The following is an 18,673-nucleotide window of genomic DNA, read 5'->3' on the forward strand; positions in this document are numbered from 1 at the left end:
CCCGCCTACCCCGTCTTCGCCCTCAGAACAGGCTCGGCGGCTCCTCTTCCGGAGGCTTCGGCTTCCGTTGGGCAGGGGCCGCCGCCTTCTTCTTGGCGCCCTTCTTGTCGTGCAGACCGGCAGCGACTTCGGCCGCGTAACGCCGCTGGTTCTCTTCGAGCAGCCGGTCGAGAATCTCCTGCCGGACGACCGGCCCGACGGTGTAGCGGGGACCCTGGCGGGTGTCATGGAACCCGTGGTCGAGCCCGCCGGGCTGGTTTAGGAGGTCGTCCCAGCCATAGGCCCGGGCAACCCCTTCATCAATCGCGCGGTGAATCTCGCGAAGGTGAGCGATGTCGGCATCTGTGCAGATCTCGTTGTGAACAAGGTTGTACGTTGCGGTGAGGCCGCCGCGCGCGAGCATAACCTCTCGACGTCTGGTGTGAAGCTGATCACCGAGACTATCCAGTTCCTGCGTTGCCGCAGGCCGTGCGAGGGTTTCGAATGCGTCAGACGGACCGTACCGGAGATCGCCCTTCATCGTGCCTGCATGCCCGATGGCCCACCAATAGTGGGCAGCGCTGCTGAGCATCGCTAGCATCGCCGAGTCATCGGCAGCAAATACCACGGTCGCTTCACTAGCGATTGCCCCTGTAGGCACGAAAAGCGGCATCACGGATTTACTGTGCCGCGTCAGCACAATCATCCGATCCAGACCCTTGAGCGCCTCATACAATTCTGGACGCCGGCGCTCATATTGCCACCATCGCTCACGCGCATTCTTACTGAACTTGACCAGCAGACGTTCAGGCATCACTTCTCTGCGGACCTGCTCATACGCCTCCGTGTACTGCCTGGCGTGGTCTTCGCTCCAGTCATGGAAGTTGATTACCCACCGACTCACGGAGCCGTCTGGGCGCGCGTTCAGGTCTTGGCCATTCAGATATGGAAACAAAACTTCACGATAGCGCTCTTCCTTGGCGATCAGGCATTGTGCAGCTTCTGGGTCCATCGTGAAGCCCAGCCCGAGGATGATGGATCCCTGGAACGCCACCCCACGATTCTCAACAAGTCGCTGCGCCACACCCGTAACCCGTGAGGCCCGTTCCAGGGAGGACGTAATCTTCTTCACTTGCGCCCCGTCGGCGACGCGCCAGACACCCTCCGACACATCCGCACAGCAAGTCCATACCGCGCAATATTCCAATGCAGCACTACGCGAAGGCCAGGTCGCACTCTTGACAGACTGGCGAATCTCTACACCATCCGCCACCAATTGATCCAAGCCAACTTCCCGAGACCCGCCCTGGGCCAGGGTATTGGTTGCAATTAGCCCTGTTTGCCCTCGATGATTGAGGAGCTCGTGTGCGCGGAGCAGAAAATATGCCACAAGGTCTGCACTCCCTCTCGCTCCGCGCCCGAGTTCTGCCACCAAGTACTCCCTGTAGGCATCCCCTATCGCCCCGGTCAGTTTCTGCCCACCTAGGAACGGCGGGTTGCCCACCACCGCATCAAACCCACCCCGCTCCTCCCAGACCTCCGGGAACACCAGCGGCAAATGAACCGGCTCGCGCTCGAACGCCCCCGCCGGCTTGCCTGTAGCCAGCCACCCCCGGGCCAGCGACTCCGCACGCCGCAGCTCGGCAGCCGCCAGCTCCTCGTCGTCCCCCGCGTCGGACACCGCGTGCGCCGCCGTCATCGCGGCGAACGACAGCTGGTCCTGGTCCTTGTCAGCCCGCCCCGCACCGGCCAGTGCCGCGCCCACCACCAGGTCCGCGAAGACGCCGGCTTGGCGGGTCTTCTCCCGAACAGACGCCAGCATGGCGCGCTTCTGCTCCAGCTCCTCCAAGCCCGACCCCGGGATGCCGACCAGCTTGCGGCGCTCCTCCGCGACCTCCGCGATGACCCGCCGCACGCCACCCGTGAAGTCGATACCGTCCCCATGAATCTGGCGGCCCCGCGCCGGATCCAGGTGCATCGCCTCCAGCTGCTCCACCGACGTGATGCCCAGCAGCGAGTCGCCCGCCACCAGACGGTCGTCCAGGAACGTGAAGGGACGATCCCTGTCCATGGAGACCAGCCACAGCGACAGCTTCGCCATCTCCACGGCCATCGGGTTGATGTCCACGCCGTACAGGCAGTGCTCGATGATCTGCCGACGCGCCTCCACCATCACCGGCTCGACCTCGGCCTCCACCGCCGAAGCCGACAGCGAGTCCGCCGCCTCCAGGTAAGCGACCGCCCGCGCGTCGCCCTCCCGGCTCCACGCCTCCACCAGCGCGCCCGCCAGGTAACGGCACGCCGCCACCAGGAACGCCGCCGAGCCCATCGCGATGTCCGCGACCTTGAGCTTCAGGATCTCGTCCGCGGACTTGGGACGCCACTGGGTCCGGTCCGCCGTCTGGAGCGGGCCGTACTCGTACACCAGCGGCTCCAGCGCGCCGTCCGCGACCTGCTGGGCCAGGGACTTCGGGGTGTAGTGCGTACCGGTGTTCTTCCGGAGCGAGGACTCCGTGACGTACAGTCCGCCCGCGCCGATCACCACCGGCAGGTCCCGCAGGTCACGGCGGATCAGACGGTAGAACGGCAGCAGCCGTTCCGTCAGTTCGGCGTCGCTGCCCGTCGCCGCCAGCAGCTTGCTCCGGGCGGCCGCGCGCTCCACATCCGACAGCGGCGCCAGCAGCTTCGACACCTTGGCCGGACTGCCCAGCCCCGTCGTCTTGTTGTACTCCTCCGCCAGCGCCGCGCCCAGCCCCTCGCCCTCCGTACGGGCCAGCGTCTCCAGCCGGGTCAGCAGCACCTCCGCCTCCAGGCCCGCCTTACCGACCAGGCCCACGATGGTGTCCTCCGCCCGGCGGCCCTGGTAGGACAGAAGGCCCTCGTACACGTAGCCGATCTGCTCGACGTCCAGGGTCCGGAAGGTCAGCCGGCGCCGCTCCCGCTTCTTGCCCGTGCCGATCCAGACGTGCTGCACCGACTGGAGCATGTGCAGGACGGTCCGGTCGTCGATGGGCAGCGGGTCCGTCGGATCGCCCTCCCCCGTACCCCGGCCCTCCAGCCACGGGAAGGCGTTCGGGTCGAAGATCGAGCCGTCGTACGCGTGCATCCGCAGCGCCGGGTGGTCCACTCCCCCATACACCGCGTTGAAGAGCGCGATGAGCCGGTGCCAGCCCACCCCAGTCTGCTCCAGGTCGTCCTCGGTGGTCTCGCGCGCCCGGTCCTCCAGCTCCTGGCACAGCCGCCCGGCCGAATACGCCTGCACGTACAGCTCGTTGTCGCTCGGCAGCAGCCCGCGCTCCTCGGCGAAGAGGAGGAAGACGATCCGCATCATGACGGTGACGGCGCCCCGGTAGACGTCCTGGGCCGGTACGTCGGCCAGGCCGTTGCCGCCCCGCGCGCGCTCGGTGACGTCGGCCCGGCCGATGGCCTCCACCAGCAGTTCGACGGCCTGGCGGACCTGGACGCCGAGGGCGTCAGTGACGTCCTCCTGGCTGTCCAGGGATTCCTTGAGCAGCGGCAACAGCGTCTCGGCGTCCTCGACGGCGAAGAAGCGGCGGCGGCTGAGCAGCGACAGGAAGGCGCGTACGACGACCCGTTCGACCGGCTCGGTCCAGGCGACCGTGTCGAAGAGCGCCGACGTGGTGACGCCGCCGCGCGGCGCCCACACCAGGGTCCACCAGCGGCCGTCCGTCACGAGGCCGAGCTCCACCCCGTGGTGGCGGCACAGGTGGGCCATGCGGTCGACGGGGGTCGCCGCCCAGGCCGAGCCGGGGACGCGCTGGGACGGGTGCCGGCCTGCGGGGACGGTCATGCCGAGGATGGCGCAGTCGGCGACCAGGCCGGCCGTGTCCTCGGCGGTGCTGCCCGGTTCGAGCAGGGCGAAGGTGGGGGCGATCCGCTCGTCGTGCTCGGGGACGTCCACGGCGAGCGCCTCGGAGAGCTCTGTGCCCTCGCGCATCGCGTCGCCCCAGCCCAGGAGCTCGTTCAGGACGAAGTCCGTCCATGCCTGCTGCCCGGCTGCCGGGTCGGACTGCCAGACTCCGTGCTCGTAGCGCAGCCGGGCCCGCAGCGGCTTGTCGATGGAGTCGAGCTGCGGCCAGGTCTTGAGCAGGACGGGCAGGGTCAGGAAGGGGCCGGACACATCGACCAGGCTGAGCCAGTCCAGGTGGTCCTGCCGGCCGTCGGGGCCGGGGGCTCCGCTCCGGGTCCGTCCGCGGCCCGTGCTCGTACGGTGGGTGGTGCTCACTTCACGGCCTCCCGGCGGGGAACGACGAAGACGACGGCGACGGGGAACAGCAGGGGCTTGGGCCGGTCGTACCGGGCGGCGATGGCGGCGAGTTCGCGCTGCTTCTCGCTCTCCAGGGCGTCCCGGCGCTGTTCCCAGTTCTCCCGGTCCCGGCGCTGCTGCTCGACCTCGTCGAAGGCCAACTCCAGCTGGCCTTCCTCCTCCTGCTCCGCGGGGTTGCCGATGGCCCGGCGCAGGGACTCGCGGAAGCGGTCGATCTGGGCGGTGATCCGCTCTGCCTCGACGCGGCGGCGGGTCTCCAGGCGGGTCTCCAGTGCGGTCTGGCGGTTGCGGGCCCGCCATTCCAGGGCCGAGACCAGACCCTCGCTGACGTGCGGCCAGGCGTCGGCGAGCCTGCCTCGCAGGACGGGGGCGGCCTGGGTGGCGTGGTCGGCGAAGGCGTCGTCGAGGATCTCTCGGACCGTGGTGGTTTTCTCCAGCCGGCTGAAGCGGGGCTGGCCGGCGCCTTCCGCCACGCGGAGCCAGCCGCCCGCCTGGAGGACCTCCTCGTGCAGCCGCACGCCGTCGGCGCCGACGAGGACGAACCGCGCGAAGGCGCCGACGAGGGTGGTCTCCAGCTCCGGGTGGTCGCTGATCACGGCGCTGACGCGAGCGAGGCCAGTCTGCTCCTTGTTCCACACGGCGGCGCGCAGCAGCCGGGTGGACATGGAGACGAGAGGGTGCCCGAGATGGGCGAGGACTACGTCGTCGCGTTCCTTGCCGTCGCGGTCCCTGAGATTGGCCGCCGCGAAGGTAACCGGACGCTGGATCTCGGGGCGCAGCTTGTCGGCGAGGCCGTGGGCGGCCCGCTCCCAGGAACCGGTGAGGGTGGGAACCTCGTAGAAGCCCTCGGCCGCCTCCTTGTCATCGAGGACGGGCCGGATGTCCTGCTGGCGGGCGAGCGGCAGCGCGGTGGAGACCACGCGGGCGATGCGTTCGGGGGTGATGCCGAGGGTGGCCACCGTGCCCGCGACCTGCTCGCTCAGGCGCTGGGCCTGTGCCTGGGCGTCGCGCTCGGCAGCGACGTTGCCGCCACCCTTCCTTGCCTTGCGACCGGCGTAGACCTCGGCGCGCTCCACGTCGAAGTCGGTGCCGAGGTCGCCGGTCATCCGGCGCTGTACGGCGTCGGCGAGGACGGCGTTGACCTTGCCGAGGTCCTCTTCCATGCGGGCGACCTTCACCGCGACCCGGGCCAGGAATTCGAGGTCGGCCTCGTAGGTGTCGGTGCTCTTCTCGTAGCCGCTGCCGACGAAGTGCACGACCTCGGGGGCGGTGCGCTGGCCGTAGCGGTCGATGCGGCCGATGCGCTGTTCGAGCTTGTTGGGGTTGAAGGGGATGTCGTAGTTGACCAGCCGGTGGCAGTGCCGTTGGAGGTCGATGCCCTCGCTGGCCGCGTCGGTGGCCAGCAGGATGCGTACGGGGTTGTCGACGGGCTCGGCCTGGAAGGCCAGGCGCAGCTGCTCCCGGTCCTCGGCGTTCAGACCGCCGTGCAGGAGGGCGACGCGGTCACCGCCGAGTCCGTGGTCGCGCAGCAGGTTCTGGAGCCAGATCTGGGTGTCGCGGTACTCGGTGAAGACGACCACGCGCTCGTTGAGCCAGTGACCGCCCTCGGCCAGGCAGTTGGCCTTGAGGTAGGTGATGAGTTCGCGGGCCTTGGAGTCGGCCTGCGCTTGGTGACGCTGGGCCCAGTCGCGCATCTGCTCCAGCAGGGCCGACTCGTCGCCGTCGGTGCCGGGCTGGAGGGTGGTGGCCCGGGCGATGGCGTCGTCCTCGGCCTCGGCGAGGGGTTCGTCGTCGTAGTCCGCGTAGTCGTCGAAGAAGGTCTCCTGCCAGTCCTCGACCTCCTCGGCGGCCTGCTGCTTCTTGGTCCGCAGCGTCTCCAGGTAGACCTCGATGGTGCGGGCGAAGGCGTCGGGCGAGGAGAACAGCCGCTTCTTGAGCAGAAGCGTGACCAGGTCGGCCGCCTTGCGGCCGCCCTTGAAGCGGGTGCCGAGCTTGTCCCTGCGGAGCTGGGCGTACTCCTTGAGCAGGGCGTGGATGCGGCGCTCGTCCTCGGTGTACTCGACCGACAGCGACGTGGTGCGGCGCTCCAGGAAGCGCCGCTCGCCGGTCTCCGGATCACGGATGTCGGTCTTGAGGCGGCGGACGACGGTGTCCTCGACGGCCTGCGGGTCGGGTTCGACGCCGCGTGCGAAGCGCTGGTTGTCGATGATCTCCAGGAGGGCCGTGTACGACTGCTGGTAGCCGTTGTGAGGGGTGGCCGACAGGAACAGCCGGTGCTCGAAGTGCGGGGCGAGCCGGCGGATCAGCTTCGTCTGCTGTGAGTCGACGGGGTAGTACTGCTTGGGCGCGGACGGCGCCACGTGGTGGGCCTCGTCGAGGATGAGCAGGTCGAAGGCCCGCTTGCCGGGGACGGCCGCCTCGGCGTCCTGGGCGGGGAGCACCTCGGCGAGCAGCCGTTGGGCCTTCGGACCGCGCAACCAGGGCAGGCTCACGATGCTGCGCGGATGGATGTTGAAGGGGTTCGCGGCGCTGCCGTGGCTGCGGCGGACCTCGGCGGCCCGCTCGGAGTCGATGATCGTGAAGTCGAGGCCGAACTTCTCGGCCATCTCGTCGCGCCACTTCACGGTGAGGCCGGCCGGACAGACGATCATGATCTTGTGGGCGCGGTTGCGGAGGATCAGCTCCAGGGCGACCAGGCCCGCCTCGATGGTCTTGCCGAGGCCGACGTCGTCCGCGAGGAGCAGGTTCACGCGGGGCGCGGCCACGGCCCGGGAGACGGGTTCGAGCTGGTACGGCTCGACGGCGACGCCGGAACGGAAGGTTGCCTGGAGGGTGCGCACGTCGGCCGAGGTGACCGCGGACCACCGGACGGCGTCCAGGAAGGCGGCCAGGCGCTCCGGCGGGTCGAAACGATGCGCGGTGACCTCGGGCAGGGAGCCGGTGGGGAGCCGGCGGCGACCGGGCTCGATCTCCCAGATGACAGAGAGGGTGTCGTTGTAGCGGCCGTCCTCGACGCTGTTGAGGGTGACGAGGGTGCCAGGCGCGCTGATCGCCGGGGAACCGGTGCCGTGATCGATGTCGGCCACGACCCAGCGCTGCCCGCGTACCTCGACGAGATCGCTGATCTCGGGGACGGCAGTGTGGTCCTGCGCGTCGGCGCGGCGGCGTACCGCCCGCTGCGCCACACCCGCCAGGTCGGTGGTCGGCGTCGTCATCGGGTATCCGCCCCTCCATGCCGCCCCGCCAGGGCGATTCGCGTCAAACACAGTCATTCAAACACGCACGAATGGCCGCCCGGCCGCACTCGGGGAACTTCGGTGCACCGGCTGCGGCCAGGCCGTCACAGCACGTCGAAGGCAGTGATGCCGGCCAGCTCGTAATAGGTGCCTCGGCGCGTGAGATCGCCTTCGATCTTGAGCGTCCTGCCCTGCGCATGGGCATCAGTGGCACGGGTGTACTCGTCCTCCGCCAGGGTCACGTGGATCTGGCGCTTAGGGCCGATCTTGCCCGCCACACCCAGCACCACCGCCTCCACCGTCACCTCGCCGGGGCCGTACTCCGCGGCACGCTTGAGCTTGGTCGATCGGCCGATGACGGTCACACCGGGGTCCGGCTCCTGCTGGCGCAGGTCCTGGGCGCCTTCGCGCAGGGCGTGGACCAGCCGGGGAGTGAACGCAGCCAGGGATTCCGTGGGCGGCACGCGCCACCTGGGGGACCAGGCGAAGTCGATGGAGAAGGCGTGCACGGTGCTCGTGGCCCGACCGTCGTGGCCGCCGATGCCCGCGAGCGCCTCGCACAGGTCCGCGGAGACGCCGTCCCCGACGGCATCCGCGAAGGGAGCCGAGTCGTCGGCGTCCATCGCGTCCTCGGCCGCTGTGCGGGCCGCCGCCACCGCCCGGTACATCCTGCGCGAGACGCTCCGGGCGAAGGGCTCCGGGTCGTCGCCGAAGAGCGTCGGCTGTACGCCCCGCTCCGGCAGCGGCACCTGCACGCTCAGGATGTAGCTGCCGGGCACGGTGGGTCCGAAGCGGGCGCTGTCCACGAAGTCGCGCGCCGCACGCGGCTTCCGACGCGGCTGCACGAGCCTCGGCTCGATGGTGTGGCAGGCCGCCGCCATCAGCAGGTCACGGGCGCTGGTCACGGCGAGCACTCCCGCCTGAACGGGGATCGTGCCGGACGGTGTGCCGGGCATGGTCCTGATGTACTGCACATCGAGACCGGTCGCCCGCAGATCCTGGAGAACGGCCGCCGGTGGCCGGGCCTCCAGCTCGGCGAGCGCTCCGACGAGATCCGCCATGCGGTCCGCGAAGTCCGCCAGGTCGGTGTCCATGGGCAGCAGCAGTCGCCGCGCCCGCCCTGCCCAGTCCCTCTCCCAGCGGCGGCTGTAGCGGACCTGGCCGGCTTCCTGCCACCCCCTGCTGCGGAGGTAGTGCGCGACGTCATGCGGCCGCAGCCGCTCCAACTCGTCCTCGGGTACGCCGATCGAAGTCATGGTGCGGGCACCTCCTCACACGCCCGGGCGAAGAACTCGTGCAGAGCGTCGACCGTGAGCAGATTGTCGCGCGGAACAGTGACAGTGACGCTGTCCCGGCCGGTCTGCGCGGGGACGTGGTGTTCGAGCGAGACCCAGTACGCGCAGCGGCGCAGGACGAGGGCGTCCTCACTCGTACGGATGTAGTCCGCCGGGAGCGTGGGCACGAGCACGACGACCAGGTAGACGGGCACCTGACGCTTGCCACGGAGGCGTTTGTACTGCGAGACCGAGAGTGTGATCTTGAATCCGGTGTCCGTGTCCGCGAGGCCCTCGACCCGGCGCGTCTTCACCTGGAGCGCGATCTGGACATCGAGCTCGGGCTCCTCGTGATCCCGGCCCAGGATCAGGTCCTTGCCGATATCCGGATACGGCACAGCCACCTGGAATCCGGCCGCCGCGGCGATCGCGGCCACGAAGGTCTCTCCGTACCAGCCCTGGTGGTTGTTGAGCTCCATGCGCTCCCGTGCTCCGGTCGCAGGCCACCCGCCACGCACCCACGCCCGGAGTGACACCGATCACTGCCCGGGCAGGCTACCCGAGCAGTGATCTTCCGGTAAGGGCCGGATCCGGCCAGGTGAGAACGGTCCGACCGTCACCGTGTCTGTCAGAACACCGCCGGGTGGTCATCGCCGATCGGACGGCGGGCTTCCGCCAAGGCGACCTCGTGGATGAACCACTCCAGTACGGAACGGATCTCCTCAGTGTGCGCGGCGAAGACCTCCAGCGGGAAGGAGGGGCGCAGATCCAGCTTGGCCTCGGCGAGGTCGATGCCATCGATGGCGTTGAACCGCTCCATCAGAGCGCGGCGCAGCGGCTCGTCGTCGAACGGCGGGCGCCGCTTGAGGTACTGGAAGACGACCTCCGCCGTCCCGGTCACCGGGTAGATGCCGATCGGCCACAGGGCACGCGGCGAGCCCGGCCCGCCCGCGTCCACGGTCGGGAAGCAACTGGTCTCGTTCGCCTTGCCGTAGACCTGGTGGCCGCCCTGCTCCTCCCAGAAGCGGAGTGCTGCCAGGACGCCTTCGACGGCCTCCGGCGTCTGGTTCGCGCGCAGCAGCGTTTCGAAGCGGGTGCCGGCCTCGTCGCCAGCGGTCTGCGATGCGGCCGACGCCGCCGGGGTCTCCTCCGGCAGCTCCTTGCCCACCAGGACGGCCAGGTCGGTGCTGCTCAGCCGATGGGACTTCGAGGCCCGGCCGTTCTCGTCGAAGGGCACGCCCTCAGCCTCCAGGACGGCCTTGGGGTCCCCGGATTGGCGGTCGTCGGTCCACCGGAACCCGCCCGCGATCCGGCCGTCGGCGGTCAGTACGCGGTAGGCGCAGTGCAGTCCCGTCCTGGCCGCCACGTGGTTGCCGACCGCGATGGCGCTGGTACCGATGAGGGCGGCGAGCTCACCGTACGACGTCCAGGTCCCGGCCGGCACGGCGAGCAGGACTTCCCTCAACTCCCGCCAGCCCGCCCACTCGTCGTCCGAATGCGCAGCTTCCTCCAGGGGCCCGGGCCACAACCCCACGGCCCGGTCTGCCAATTCCTCGGCCCTGGCAAGGATCTCCCTGCGGCCCCAGCGCTCCTGTGCGGCGATCTCCTGGTTCATCCGCAGCGCACTGGAGTCGAGCAGCTCCTGCTTGCGGCGGAAGGGGTGGTTGGAGAGCCGAGCGTTCTCGCCCGAGAGAGTAAGGTTTCCGAGGGTGTGCACGAGCAGGTTGTGGATCTCCTGGGGGCTCTCGCCGTCCGCGGCCTCCTCAGCCAGCAGGTCGAACCACTGCTGGGCCGGGCTCTGGGGCAGGACGTGTTCGACGGTCAGCGGCGCCTTGTCGTAGTCGACGGGCTCGCTCGAACCGTAGCTCTCCTCAAGTCGGCGCAGGATCTGGAAGCGCTGGTTGCTGCGTCCGGTCTTGTAGAAGGGGCGGGTGCGGACGGCTGCACGGACCGCGTCGTCGCCCGGCCATAGGCGGGCGCCCGTACGGGGGCGCGAAAGGAACCGGCGCACCGCCTCGGCCGGGGAGCCGTCCTTGTCCAGTTCCTTGGGGAGTTCCATGAACACCCGGTTGCTGCCCGTCGTGGACAGGCCCGCGAAGAGGCGCCGCACCATGTAACTCTCCGCGAAGGCGAGCGCGTCCGCCGCTTCCGAGGCTGTGGTCCTGCCCTCGTCCACGAGGTCCAGGAGGTGAAGGGCCAGGGGGTAGTACGTCTGGCCGCCCCAACGCGACAGGCGCTCCAGTACCGCCCGCAGCCCGGGGTCGCCTTCCCTCCCGGGCTCCAGGATCCGCATGAGACGGCCGGCGCGCCGGGAGAACCGGGCGATCTCGGCTTCCAGCGCAGCCTCGTCCCCGCTCAGCGGCTCCAGGCGCTTCTTCTGATCCCGGTAGATCTCGCTCTGCCGGGCCCGGCTGTTCCCGCCGACGACGAGGTCCAGCCACACCAGCAGCTCCAGACGGGCGGGGCCGAGCAGCTCCTGCATGGGGAGCCACCGCTTGCGGTAGACGTCCTCGCCCCTGTTCGGCAGGCACATGAAGAGGTAGTTGCGCAGCAAGTCGCTCTGGCTGAGCCCCACACCGGTGTTGTTGATGGACTCGAAGATGCGGTAGACGTTGTCGCCCTCGGCGGCGGTGATCGCCACGATCGAGAGGCAGTCACCGAGAACGGACTCGACCGCGTCCACCCAGGCATCACCACCACTCTCGGCACCGTCGGCCAGGGCAGCGACGAAGAAGCGGTAGGCAGCGCCCACGTTTCCGGCGCCGCCGGCCTTCGGAAGACTGTCCACGCAGGCCGTGTACGCCTCCCGGTCCGCCTGCGTCGGCAGCAGCCGGTAGCCGTCGTACCCGTCCTGATACGTGTTGACCAGGAGGAGGTCGTTGATTCGGGCGGCCTTCTTCGCCGAGTCCCGGCCCCGATGGTGGTCCCGCAGAGCCGTGAACGCGAGCATCAGGGTAGTCATCCGCTGCTGACCGTCGACGACGAGCCAGCGCTGCATGCCGCCCGCAATGACGCGCTCGGGCGCCAGCACGACTGAACCGAGGAAGTGGCCCGAGCCCAGCCGCCCTTCCTGCCGGTCCTCGACCAGCTCCTGCACGTCGTCCCACAACTGCCGCAACTCATCACGCTGCCAGCTGTAGGTGCGCTGATAGAGCGGGACCTGGAACTGCTGCTCCCCCTGGACCAGCTTGCTGAACGTGGTCTCCTGAGCGTGCATGCCCGCCCTCTCCCCAAACCCTCGACGCCGACCCGCCATTGTCGCCCCATACCGTACGGTGATCAGTCGAAACGTCGGCACACGCACGACCCGGGGGCACACATGGCGACACTGGGAATCCACAAGGACTTCCTCATGGAGTTCGCCAAGCTGGAGAAGCCCGTCCAGAAGCGGGTCCACGAGGTCTTCGACAAGTTCCGCGAGCACCGCCATGCCGGTCTTCACCTGGAGAAGCTGGAGAATCCGCGGGACTCCCGGATCCGCACCATCCGCGTCAGCAAGTTCATGCGGGGCGTCGTGCTCGCACCGGACTCCGGAGACAGTTTCCTTCTCCTGAAGGTCATGGCGCACGATGACGCCATCGCCTGGGCCCTGAGCCATCGGGCGACGGTGAATTCTGCGACCCAGGGCATCGAACTGCGTGACGACATCGCCTTGAAGCAAGCCACCGCCGACGTGCACCATGCCCCGACCGTGGTGGAAAGCCGGCTCTTCTCCGAGGTTGCGGACAAGGAGCTGACGCGCCTCGGCATCGACCCCGATCTGCTCCCGCTCGTACGCAATCTCAGCACCGAGGCCCACCTCGACGCGCTCCGCAAGATCCTGCCCGAGCAGCAGTACGACGTGCTCGCGGGCCTGGCCGCGGGGCTGACCCCGGAGGACGTCTGGCGCGAGTCCGTGGCGGTGCACGCCGAGAGCGCCACCGCCACCAAGACGCAGCAGACACCGGCCGAGGACGAACTCACCGCCGCCATGGCCCGCTCTCAAGGGCGCATCGCCCTGCTCTCCGGGCCCGAGGAACTGCTGGACGTCCTGTCCCGGCCGTTCGACGCGTGGCGGGTCTTCCTGCACCCCAGTCAGCGGCGCATCGCGTATCACCCGTCCTACAACGGGCCTGCCCGGGTGACCGGAGGCCCCGGCACGGGCAAGACCGTGGTGGCCCTGCACCGTGCTCTCCATCTGGCGCGACAACTGCCGGACGACGCGCCCGAAGAATCCGTGCTGCTCACGACCTTCACCAGGAATCTCGCAGCCGATCTGCGCCACGGACTCGAACTGCTCATCCCGGACGAGGCGCTGCGCGCGAAGATCCGTGTCGTCAACATCGACGCCCTCGCCAACCAGCTCGTACGCGAGGACCGGGGCGGGCCTCTGACCATCCTGACCAGCCAGAAGGAGATCAACTCCCGCTGGGACGCCCTCGCCCGCCGACTCGGAATCGACTACAGCGACGTCTTCCTCGACCAGGAATGGCGACAGGTCGTCCTGGCCCAGGACCTGCGCTCACCCGAGGCCTACCTCAAGGCACCACGCACCGGCCGGGGTACCGCGCTGAGCCCGTTGCGACGCGCCCAGGTCTGGCGTGCCATCGAGGGATTCACACGGGAACTGCGCCAGGCCGGGGAATGGACCTTCCTCCAGGTCTGCGCCGAGGCCGCCCGGCTGCTGGAGCCGCGTACCGACCGCCCGTTCCGCCATGTGGTGATCGACGAAGCCCAGGACCTCCACCCGGCGCAGTGGCGCTTACTGCGAGCATCGGTCGCGCCCGGGCCGGACGATCTGTTCATTGCCGGCGACACCCACCAGCGCATCTACGGCAACAAGGTATCCCTACGCAGCCTCGGCGTGAACGTAAGCGGTAGATCTCACCGACTGCGCATCAACTACCGCACCACACACGAGATTCTGCAGTGGTCGGCCTCCCTGCTCAGCAAGGAACGCTTGGACGACATGGACGGGGGAACCGAATCGCTGACGGGCTACCGGTCCGTACTGAACGGCGGGAAGCCCGAGCTGAAGGCATCGGCCGACAGGGCCGAGGAGATCGGGGACCTCACGTCGCGCATCACCCAGTGGGTGAAGGACGGTGTGGAACCGAGCGACATCGGGGTGGCCGTTCGATATCTACAACTGGGCAAGGAGATCGCGCACGCGCTGGAACAAGCCGATCTGCCTGTTTGCCTCCTCAGCACCGCTCAGGCGTCCGGCGACGGAGTCTGCATCGGAACCATGCACCGTATGAAGGGACTTGAGTTCCGCTTCGTCGCTGTCGCCGGCGTGAGCGACAGCGTCGTCCCCCTGACCTCTGCTCTGACGCCCGCGGAAGTGGACGCTCAGCAGCACCGGGAAGACCTGCTCGGCGAATTGAGCCTCCTTTTCGTCGCCTGCACTCGCGCACGTGAGGTGCTGCGGGTCTCCTGGCACGGCGCACCGAGCCCGTTCCTTGCCTCGTGAGGCGGACACCGATATGCGCCAAGGTACGGGTTCGACGGCTGGTGCAGATCATTCGCCCTGCCGCAGGTTCTCGTACGAGAAGGTCCGTCGCCGGGACCAGGCATGCCTTCTCGGCCGGCATCTGCCGCGCTTTGCCTGCCGGCTCGTCCCGCAGCGACGCGGTTTCCCGGCCTCGCAAACGAGATCGCGTACAGCGCGTGCAGCACCGACCTTGAGAGCTCACTACGAAGGACGCGACAGAGCCCGGCAAGCCGTACCAGGATGACGTCGACATCAGCGAGTGCGCCCAACACAAGGAGCGGGACGTCCGCGGGGCTCTGCCGTCGACCTCTTCTTCAAGGCACTGCACGGAGGGCTGAGCACAACATCGTCGCGCGACCACCGACAGCCTCAAGGACCGCTGCACATCCGTCACCTGCCTTGATCATGCGCATGACCGTGTCCTTCGACCGGAGCGGCTCGCCTGCTTCAGTGTCAGAAGGCGCCCTCCGACAGAGCTCGATGCCGCTGCCGTCCGCGCGGATGGCGGCTGCACCAGGTAGTCGTGCAATAACTGGAAACGAAGCTCACCCGAACTCACAAGCACCCTGCCGTGTGCACGGCGCAGGGCGAGTGGCTGCGTAGGCCAATTCCAAGAACGGTTGTTTGTCCGGAGCCGCCACGTAGCGCGACCCCGAGCGGCGACCTTTTCCTCATTGACGCAGTACCAGCGATGTTGCCGAGCGAGCGTCATTTGAGCGTCAATACGCTGAAAGATCTGGCGGAACGATGACCGGGCCTCTTCCTCGGTCCCCCAAAAACCGCAGGTCAGACACCCTTAGCTGCCTTCTCCAGAATCACCACACACTCCACATGATGCGTCATAGGAAACAGATCAAACGCCCGCATCCGTCGCGGCACGTACCCCGCCTCGCTGAAGTAGTTGAGGTCGCGGGCGAGGGCTGCCGGGTCGCAGGCTACGTAGGCGAGGCGGCGGGGGGTGAGGGAGGCGAGGTGGTGGACGGTGGATTTGCCGGCGCCGGCTCGGGGTGGGTCGAGGACGACGAGGTCGACGTCGGTGATGCCGGTGCGGGGGAGGACGGATTCGACCTTGCCGTGTTCGATGCGGACGCGGTCGAGGTCGGCGAGGTTGTGGCGGGCGTCCTCGACGGCGCGCTTGCCGGATTCGATGCCGAGGACCGCGCCCTTGTCGCCGACGCGTTCGGCGAGGGCGCCGGCGAACAGGCCGACGCCGCAGTAGAGGTCGAGGGCCATGTCGCCCTTCTTCGGCATCAGGCCCTGCATGACGGCGTCGACGAGGAGGTCGGCGGCCTTCGGGTGGACCTGCCAGAAGCCGCCGTTGCCGACGCGCCAGGTGCGGCCGGCGGCGCGTTCGCGGACGAAGGGGCGGCCGTGGACGCGGTGGACCTGTTCGTCCTTCTCGCCGATGCGCAGGACGGAGACCGGCTTGTCGAGTTCGACGATCGGGAGGCGGCCGCCGGGGCGGGGGGTGAGGATGACCTGGCGGTCGTGGGAGCCGGTGGCGGCGATCGCCTCGACGGTGGCGATCTGGGGCCAGTCGCGCTTCTCGACGCCGAGTTCGGACACGCCGGGGGCGGCGATCAGGCAGTGGGTGACGGGCTCGACGTCGTGCGAGCGGTGCTTGCGCAGACCGGCGCGGCCCTCGGCGTCGACGGCGTACTGGACGCGGGTGCGCCAGGCGGGGACCTCGCCGGGGCCGACCTTGTCGCCGGGGGCGGGCTCGACGGTGCCGTCCCAGCCGGCCGCCTCGGGGGTCAGTCCGGCCAGCCGCATCAGCTGCTCGGCCACCACCTCGCCCTTGAGGCGGCGCTGCGCGCCCGGCTTGGCGTGCTGCCAGTCGCAGCCGCCGCAGCGGCCCGGGCCGGAGAACGGGCAGGGGGCCTCGACCCGGTCCTTGGAGGGCTGGAGGATCTGTACGGCGTCGGCGCGGAGGAAGCGTGCGCCTTCCTCACCCTCGGTGACCCGGGCGATCACACGCTCGCCGGGGAGGGTGTGGCGGACGAAGAGGACCTGGCCCGCTTCGGTACGGGCGACGCAGTGGCCGCCGTGTGCGACCGGGCCGACCTCGACCTCGTACTCCTCGCCGATCAGCGACTTCGCAGCGGCGGCGGGCAGGGTCTTCCCCTCGTCGGCCAGCGGCTGCTCCGTACCGACCAGCGACTTCTCCTCGCCGACCAGCGACTTCTTCCGTTCTTCCGGCATGGCGGGTGGGCTCCTGAGGTGGTGGTACGACGCGACGACGGCCGGCCTCCGGAGGGAGGCCAGCCGTCAAGTCTACGTCCCGGCGCGGTGTGCCCGGTCGCACGCCCGGCCGGTGAGGCACCGGGCGCGCGGCCGCGGCCGGCCGCTACTTCTTGGTCGCCGCCTTCTCCTTCTTCGGCTGGGCGACCGGGCCGCGGCGTACCGCGCCCGGGGCGTTCCACTCGGCGCGCTTGCGGGCGCGCAGCTTGGCGGCCTCGGAGGAGTCCAGCTGCCAAGGAACGGAGGTGACCATGACGCCGGGGGTGAAGAGGAGGCGGCCCTTGAGGCGGAGGGCGCTCTGGTTGTGCAGGAGGTGCTCGTACCAGTGGCCGACGACGTACTCCGGGATGTAGACGGAGACGGCGTCGCGCGGGCTCTCCCGGCGGAGCGACTTGACGTAGTCGATGATCGGGCGCGTGATCTCGCGGTAGGGCGAGGCCAGGACCTTGAGCGGCACCTCGATGCCGCGGCGCTCCCACTCCTCGCGCAGGGCCTTGGTGTCGGCCTGATCGACGTCCACGCTGACCGCTTCGAGGGTGTCCGTGCGCATCAGCTTGGCGTAGTTCAGGGCGCGCAGGGTGGGCTTGTGCACCTTGGAGACCAGGACGAGGGAGTGCACGCGGGAGGGGCGGGCGACGTCCTCGTCGGGGGTGTCCTCGGCGGCGATCTCGTCGGCGACCCGGTCGTAGTGGCGGCGGATCGCGGTCATGGTGGCGAAGAAGATGACCATGCCGAGCAGGGCCACCCAGGCGCCGTGGGTGAACTTCGTCAGCAGGACGACGACGAGGACGAGCCCGGTGAAGAAGGCGCCGAAGGCGTTGATCGCCCGGGAGCGGTGCATCCGGTGGCGCTTGGCCGGGTCCTTCTCGGTGAGCAGGTGGCGGTTCCAGTGGCGGACCATGCCGGTCTGGCTGAGCGTGAAGGAGACGAAGACGCCGACGATGTAGAGCTGGATGAGGCGGGTGGAGTCCGCGCCGTAGAGGTAGACGAGGACCGCGGCGGCGCCGGCCAGCAGCACGATGCCGTTGGAGAACGCCAGCCGGTCGCCGCGGGTGTGCAGCTGGCGCGGCAGGTAGCGGTCCTGGGCCAGGATCGAGCCGAGCAGCGGGAAGCCGTTGTAGGCGGTGTTGGCGGCCAGGAACAGGACCAGCGCGGTGGCGGCGGCCAGGACCACGAAGAGGAAGCTGCCCTTGCCGAAGACGGCCTCGGCGACCTGGGAGATCACCGGGTTCTGGGTGTATCCGGAGCCCAGCGGCTTGCCGTTGTTGAGCAGGTCGGTGGCCGGGTTCTCGGCCATCCTGACCCGCGTCGTCATGGCCAGCGCGATGATGCCGCAGAACATGGTCACGGCCAGGCCGCCCATGAGGGCCAGGGTCGTGGCGGCGTTCTTCGACTTGGGCTTGCGGAAGGCCGGGACGCCGTTGGAGATCGCCTCGACACCGGTCAGCGCGGCACAGCCGGAGGAGAAGGCGCGCAGCAGCAGGAAGATCAGCGCGAAGCCGGCCAGACCGCCCTGTTCGGCGTGGATGGTGTAGTCGGCGGTGGGGGCCTTCATCGTGTCGCCCATGACCACGGAGCGGATGACGCCCCAGATGATCATGATGAAGACGCCGGCCACGAAGACGTACGTCGGGATCGCGAAGAGCTTGCCGGACTCCTTGACCCCGCGCAGGTTCATCAGGGTCAGCAGGACGATGACGGCGATCGCGCAGAGCGTTTTGTGCTCGACGACGAACGGGATCGCGGAGCCCAGGTTCTCGATGCCGGAGGAGATGGACACCGCGACGGTCAGCACGTAGTCGACGAGCAGGGCGCTGGCGACGGTGAGGCCCGCCTTGGGGCCGAGGTTGGTGGTGGCGACCTCGTAGTCACCGCCACCGCTCGGGTAGGCGTGCACGTTCTGCCGGTACGACGCGACGACGGTGAACATCAGCACCACGACCGCGACCGCGATCCAGGGGCTGAAGTGGTAGGCCGACACTCCCGCGACGGACAGGACGAGCAGCACCTCGCCCGGCGCGTAGGCCACGGAGGAGAGCGGGTCGGAGGCGAAGACGGGGAGTGCGATGCGCTTGGGGAGCAGGGTCTCCCCGAGCCGGTCGCTGCGCAGTGCGCGCCCGATCAAGATCCGTTTGGGCACGTCGGTCAGTTTGGACACGCAGAGGATGCTAAGGCTTGGTCA

General features: G+C 69.1%; 8 protein-coding genes. 1 reads left to right on the forward strand and 7 read right to left on the reverse strand.

Annotated elements, in window-relative coordinates:
• Window positions 1–22 precede the first annotated feature (22 nt).
• The 5 genes from AB0E02_RS07380 to AB0E02_RS07400 form a co-directional block, all read right to left on the reverse strand.
• Window positions 23–4,225 (reverse strand): DNA methyltransferase, encoded by a 4,203-nt coding sequence (locus tag AB0E02_RS07380; RefSeq protein ID WP_362137017.1) that lies wholly within the window; start codon window positions 4,223–4,225, stop codon window positions 23–25.
• A complete protein-coding gene (gene drmD, locus AB0E02_RS07385) occupies window positions 4,222–7,482 on the reverse strand; it encodes a DISARM system SNF2-like helicase DrmD (protein ID WP_362137020.1) in 3,261 nt (1,086 codons plus the stop codon). Before drmD ends, AB0E02_RS07380 begins: the two co-directional genes overlap by 4 nt.
• 125 nt (window positions 7,483–7,607) lie before the next feature.
• Window positions 7,608–8,759 (reverse strand): hypothetical protein, encoded by a 1,152-nt coding sequence (locus AB0E02_RS07390; protein WP_362137022.1) that lies wholly within the window; start codon window positions 8,757–8,759, stop codon window positions 7,608–7,610.
• The gene (locus AB0E02_RS07395; protein WP_362137025.1) at window positions 8,756–9,256 is read right to left on the reverse strand and encodes a DUF4365 domain-containing protein; all 501 of its coding nucleotides are present in this window, start codon (window positions 9,254–9,256) and stop codon (window positions 8,756–8,758) included. The genes AB0E02_RS07390 and AB0E02_RS07395 overlap by 4 nt, the downstream gene beginning before the upstream one ends.
• Before the next feature lie 149 nt (window positions 9,257–9,405).
• Window positions 9,406–11,994, reverse strand: coding sequence for a DUF262 domain-containing protein (locus AB0E02_RS07400; RefSeq protein ID WP_362137027.1), 2,589 nt, complete (start codon window positions 11,992–11,994; stop codon window positions 9,406–9,408).
• Window positions 11,995–12,096: 102 nt separating this feature from the next.
• On the opposite strand from AB0E02_RS07400, the gene AB0E02_RS07405 reads away from it, so the two are divergent.
• Window positions 12,097–14,229, forward strand: a complete 2,133-nt coding sequence (locus AB0E02_RS07405) for a UvrD-helicase domain-containing protein (RefSeq protein ID WP_362137029.1) — start codon at window positions 12,097–12,099, stop codon at window positions 14,227–14,229.
• An 807-nt stretch (window positions 14,230–15,036) separates the two neighbouring features.
• Here AB0E02_RS07405 and AB0E02_RS07410 read toward each other — a convergent pair.
• Window positions 15,037–16,452 (reverse strand): TRAM domain-containing protein, encoded by a 1,416-nt coding sequence (locus AB0E02_RS07410; RefSeq protein ID WP_362137031.1) that lies wholly within the window; start codon window positions 16,450–16,452, stop codon window positions 15,037–15,039.
• Between the two features lie 145 nt (window positions 16,453–16,597).
• A complete protein-coding gene (locus AB0E02_RS07415) occupies window positions 16,598–18,649 on the reverse strand; it encodes an APC family permease (protein ID WP_362137033.1) in 2,052 nt (683 codons plus the stop codon).
• Between the last annotated feature and the right edge of the window lie 24 nt (window positions 18,650–18,673).

The organism is Streptomyces sp. NPDC048196 (assembly GCF_040652715.1).
Classification (GTDB): Bacteria; Actinomycetota; Actinomycetes; order Streptomycetales; family Streptomycetaceae; genus Streptomyces; species Streptomyces siderophoricus.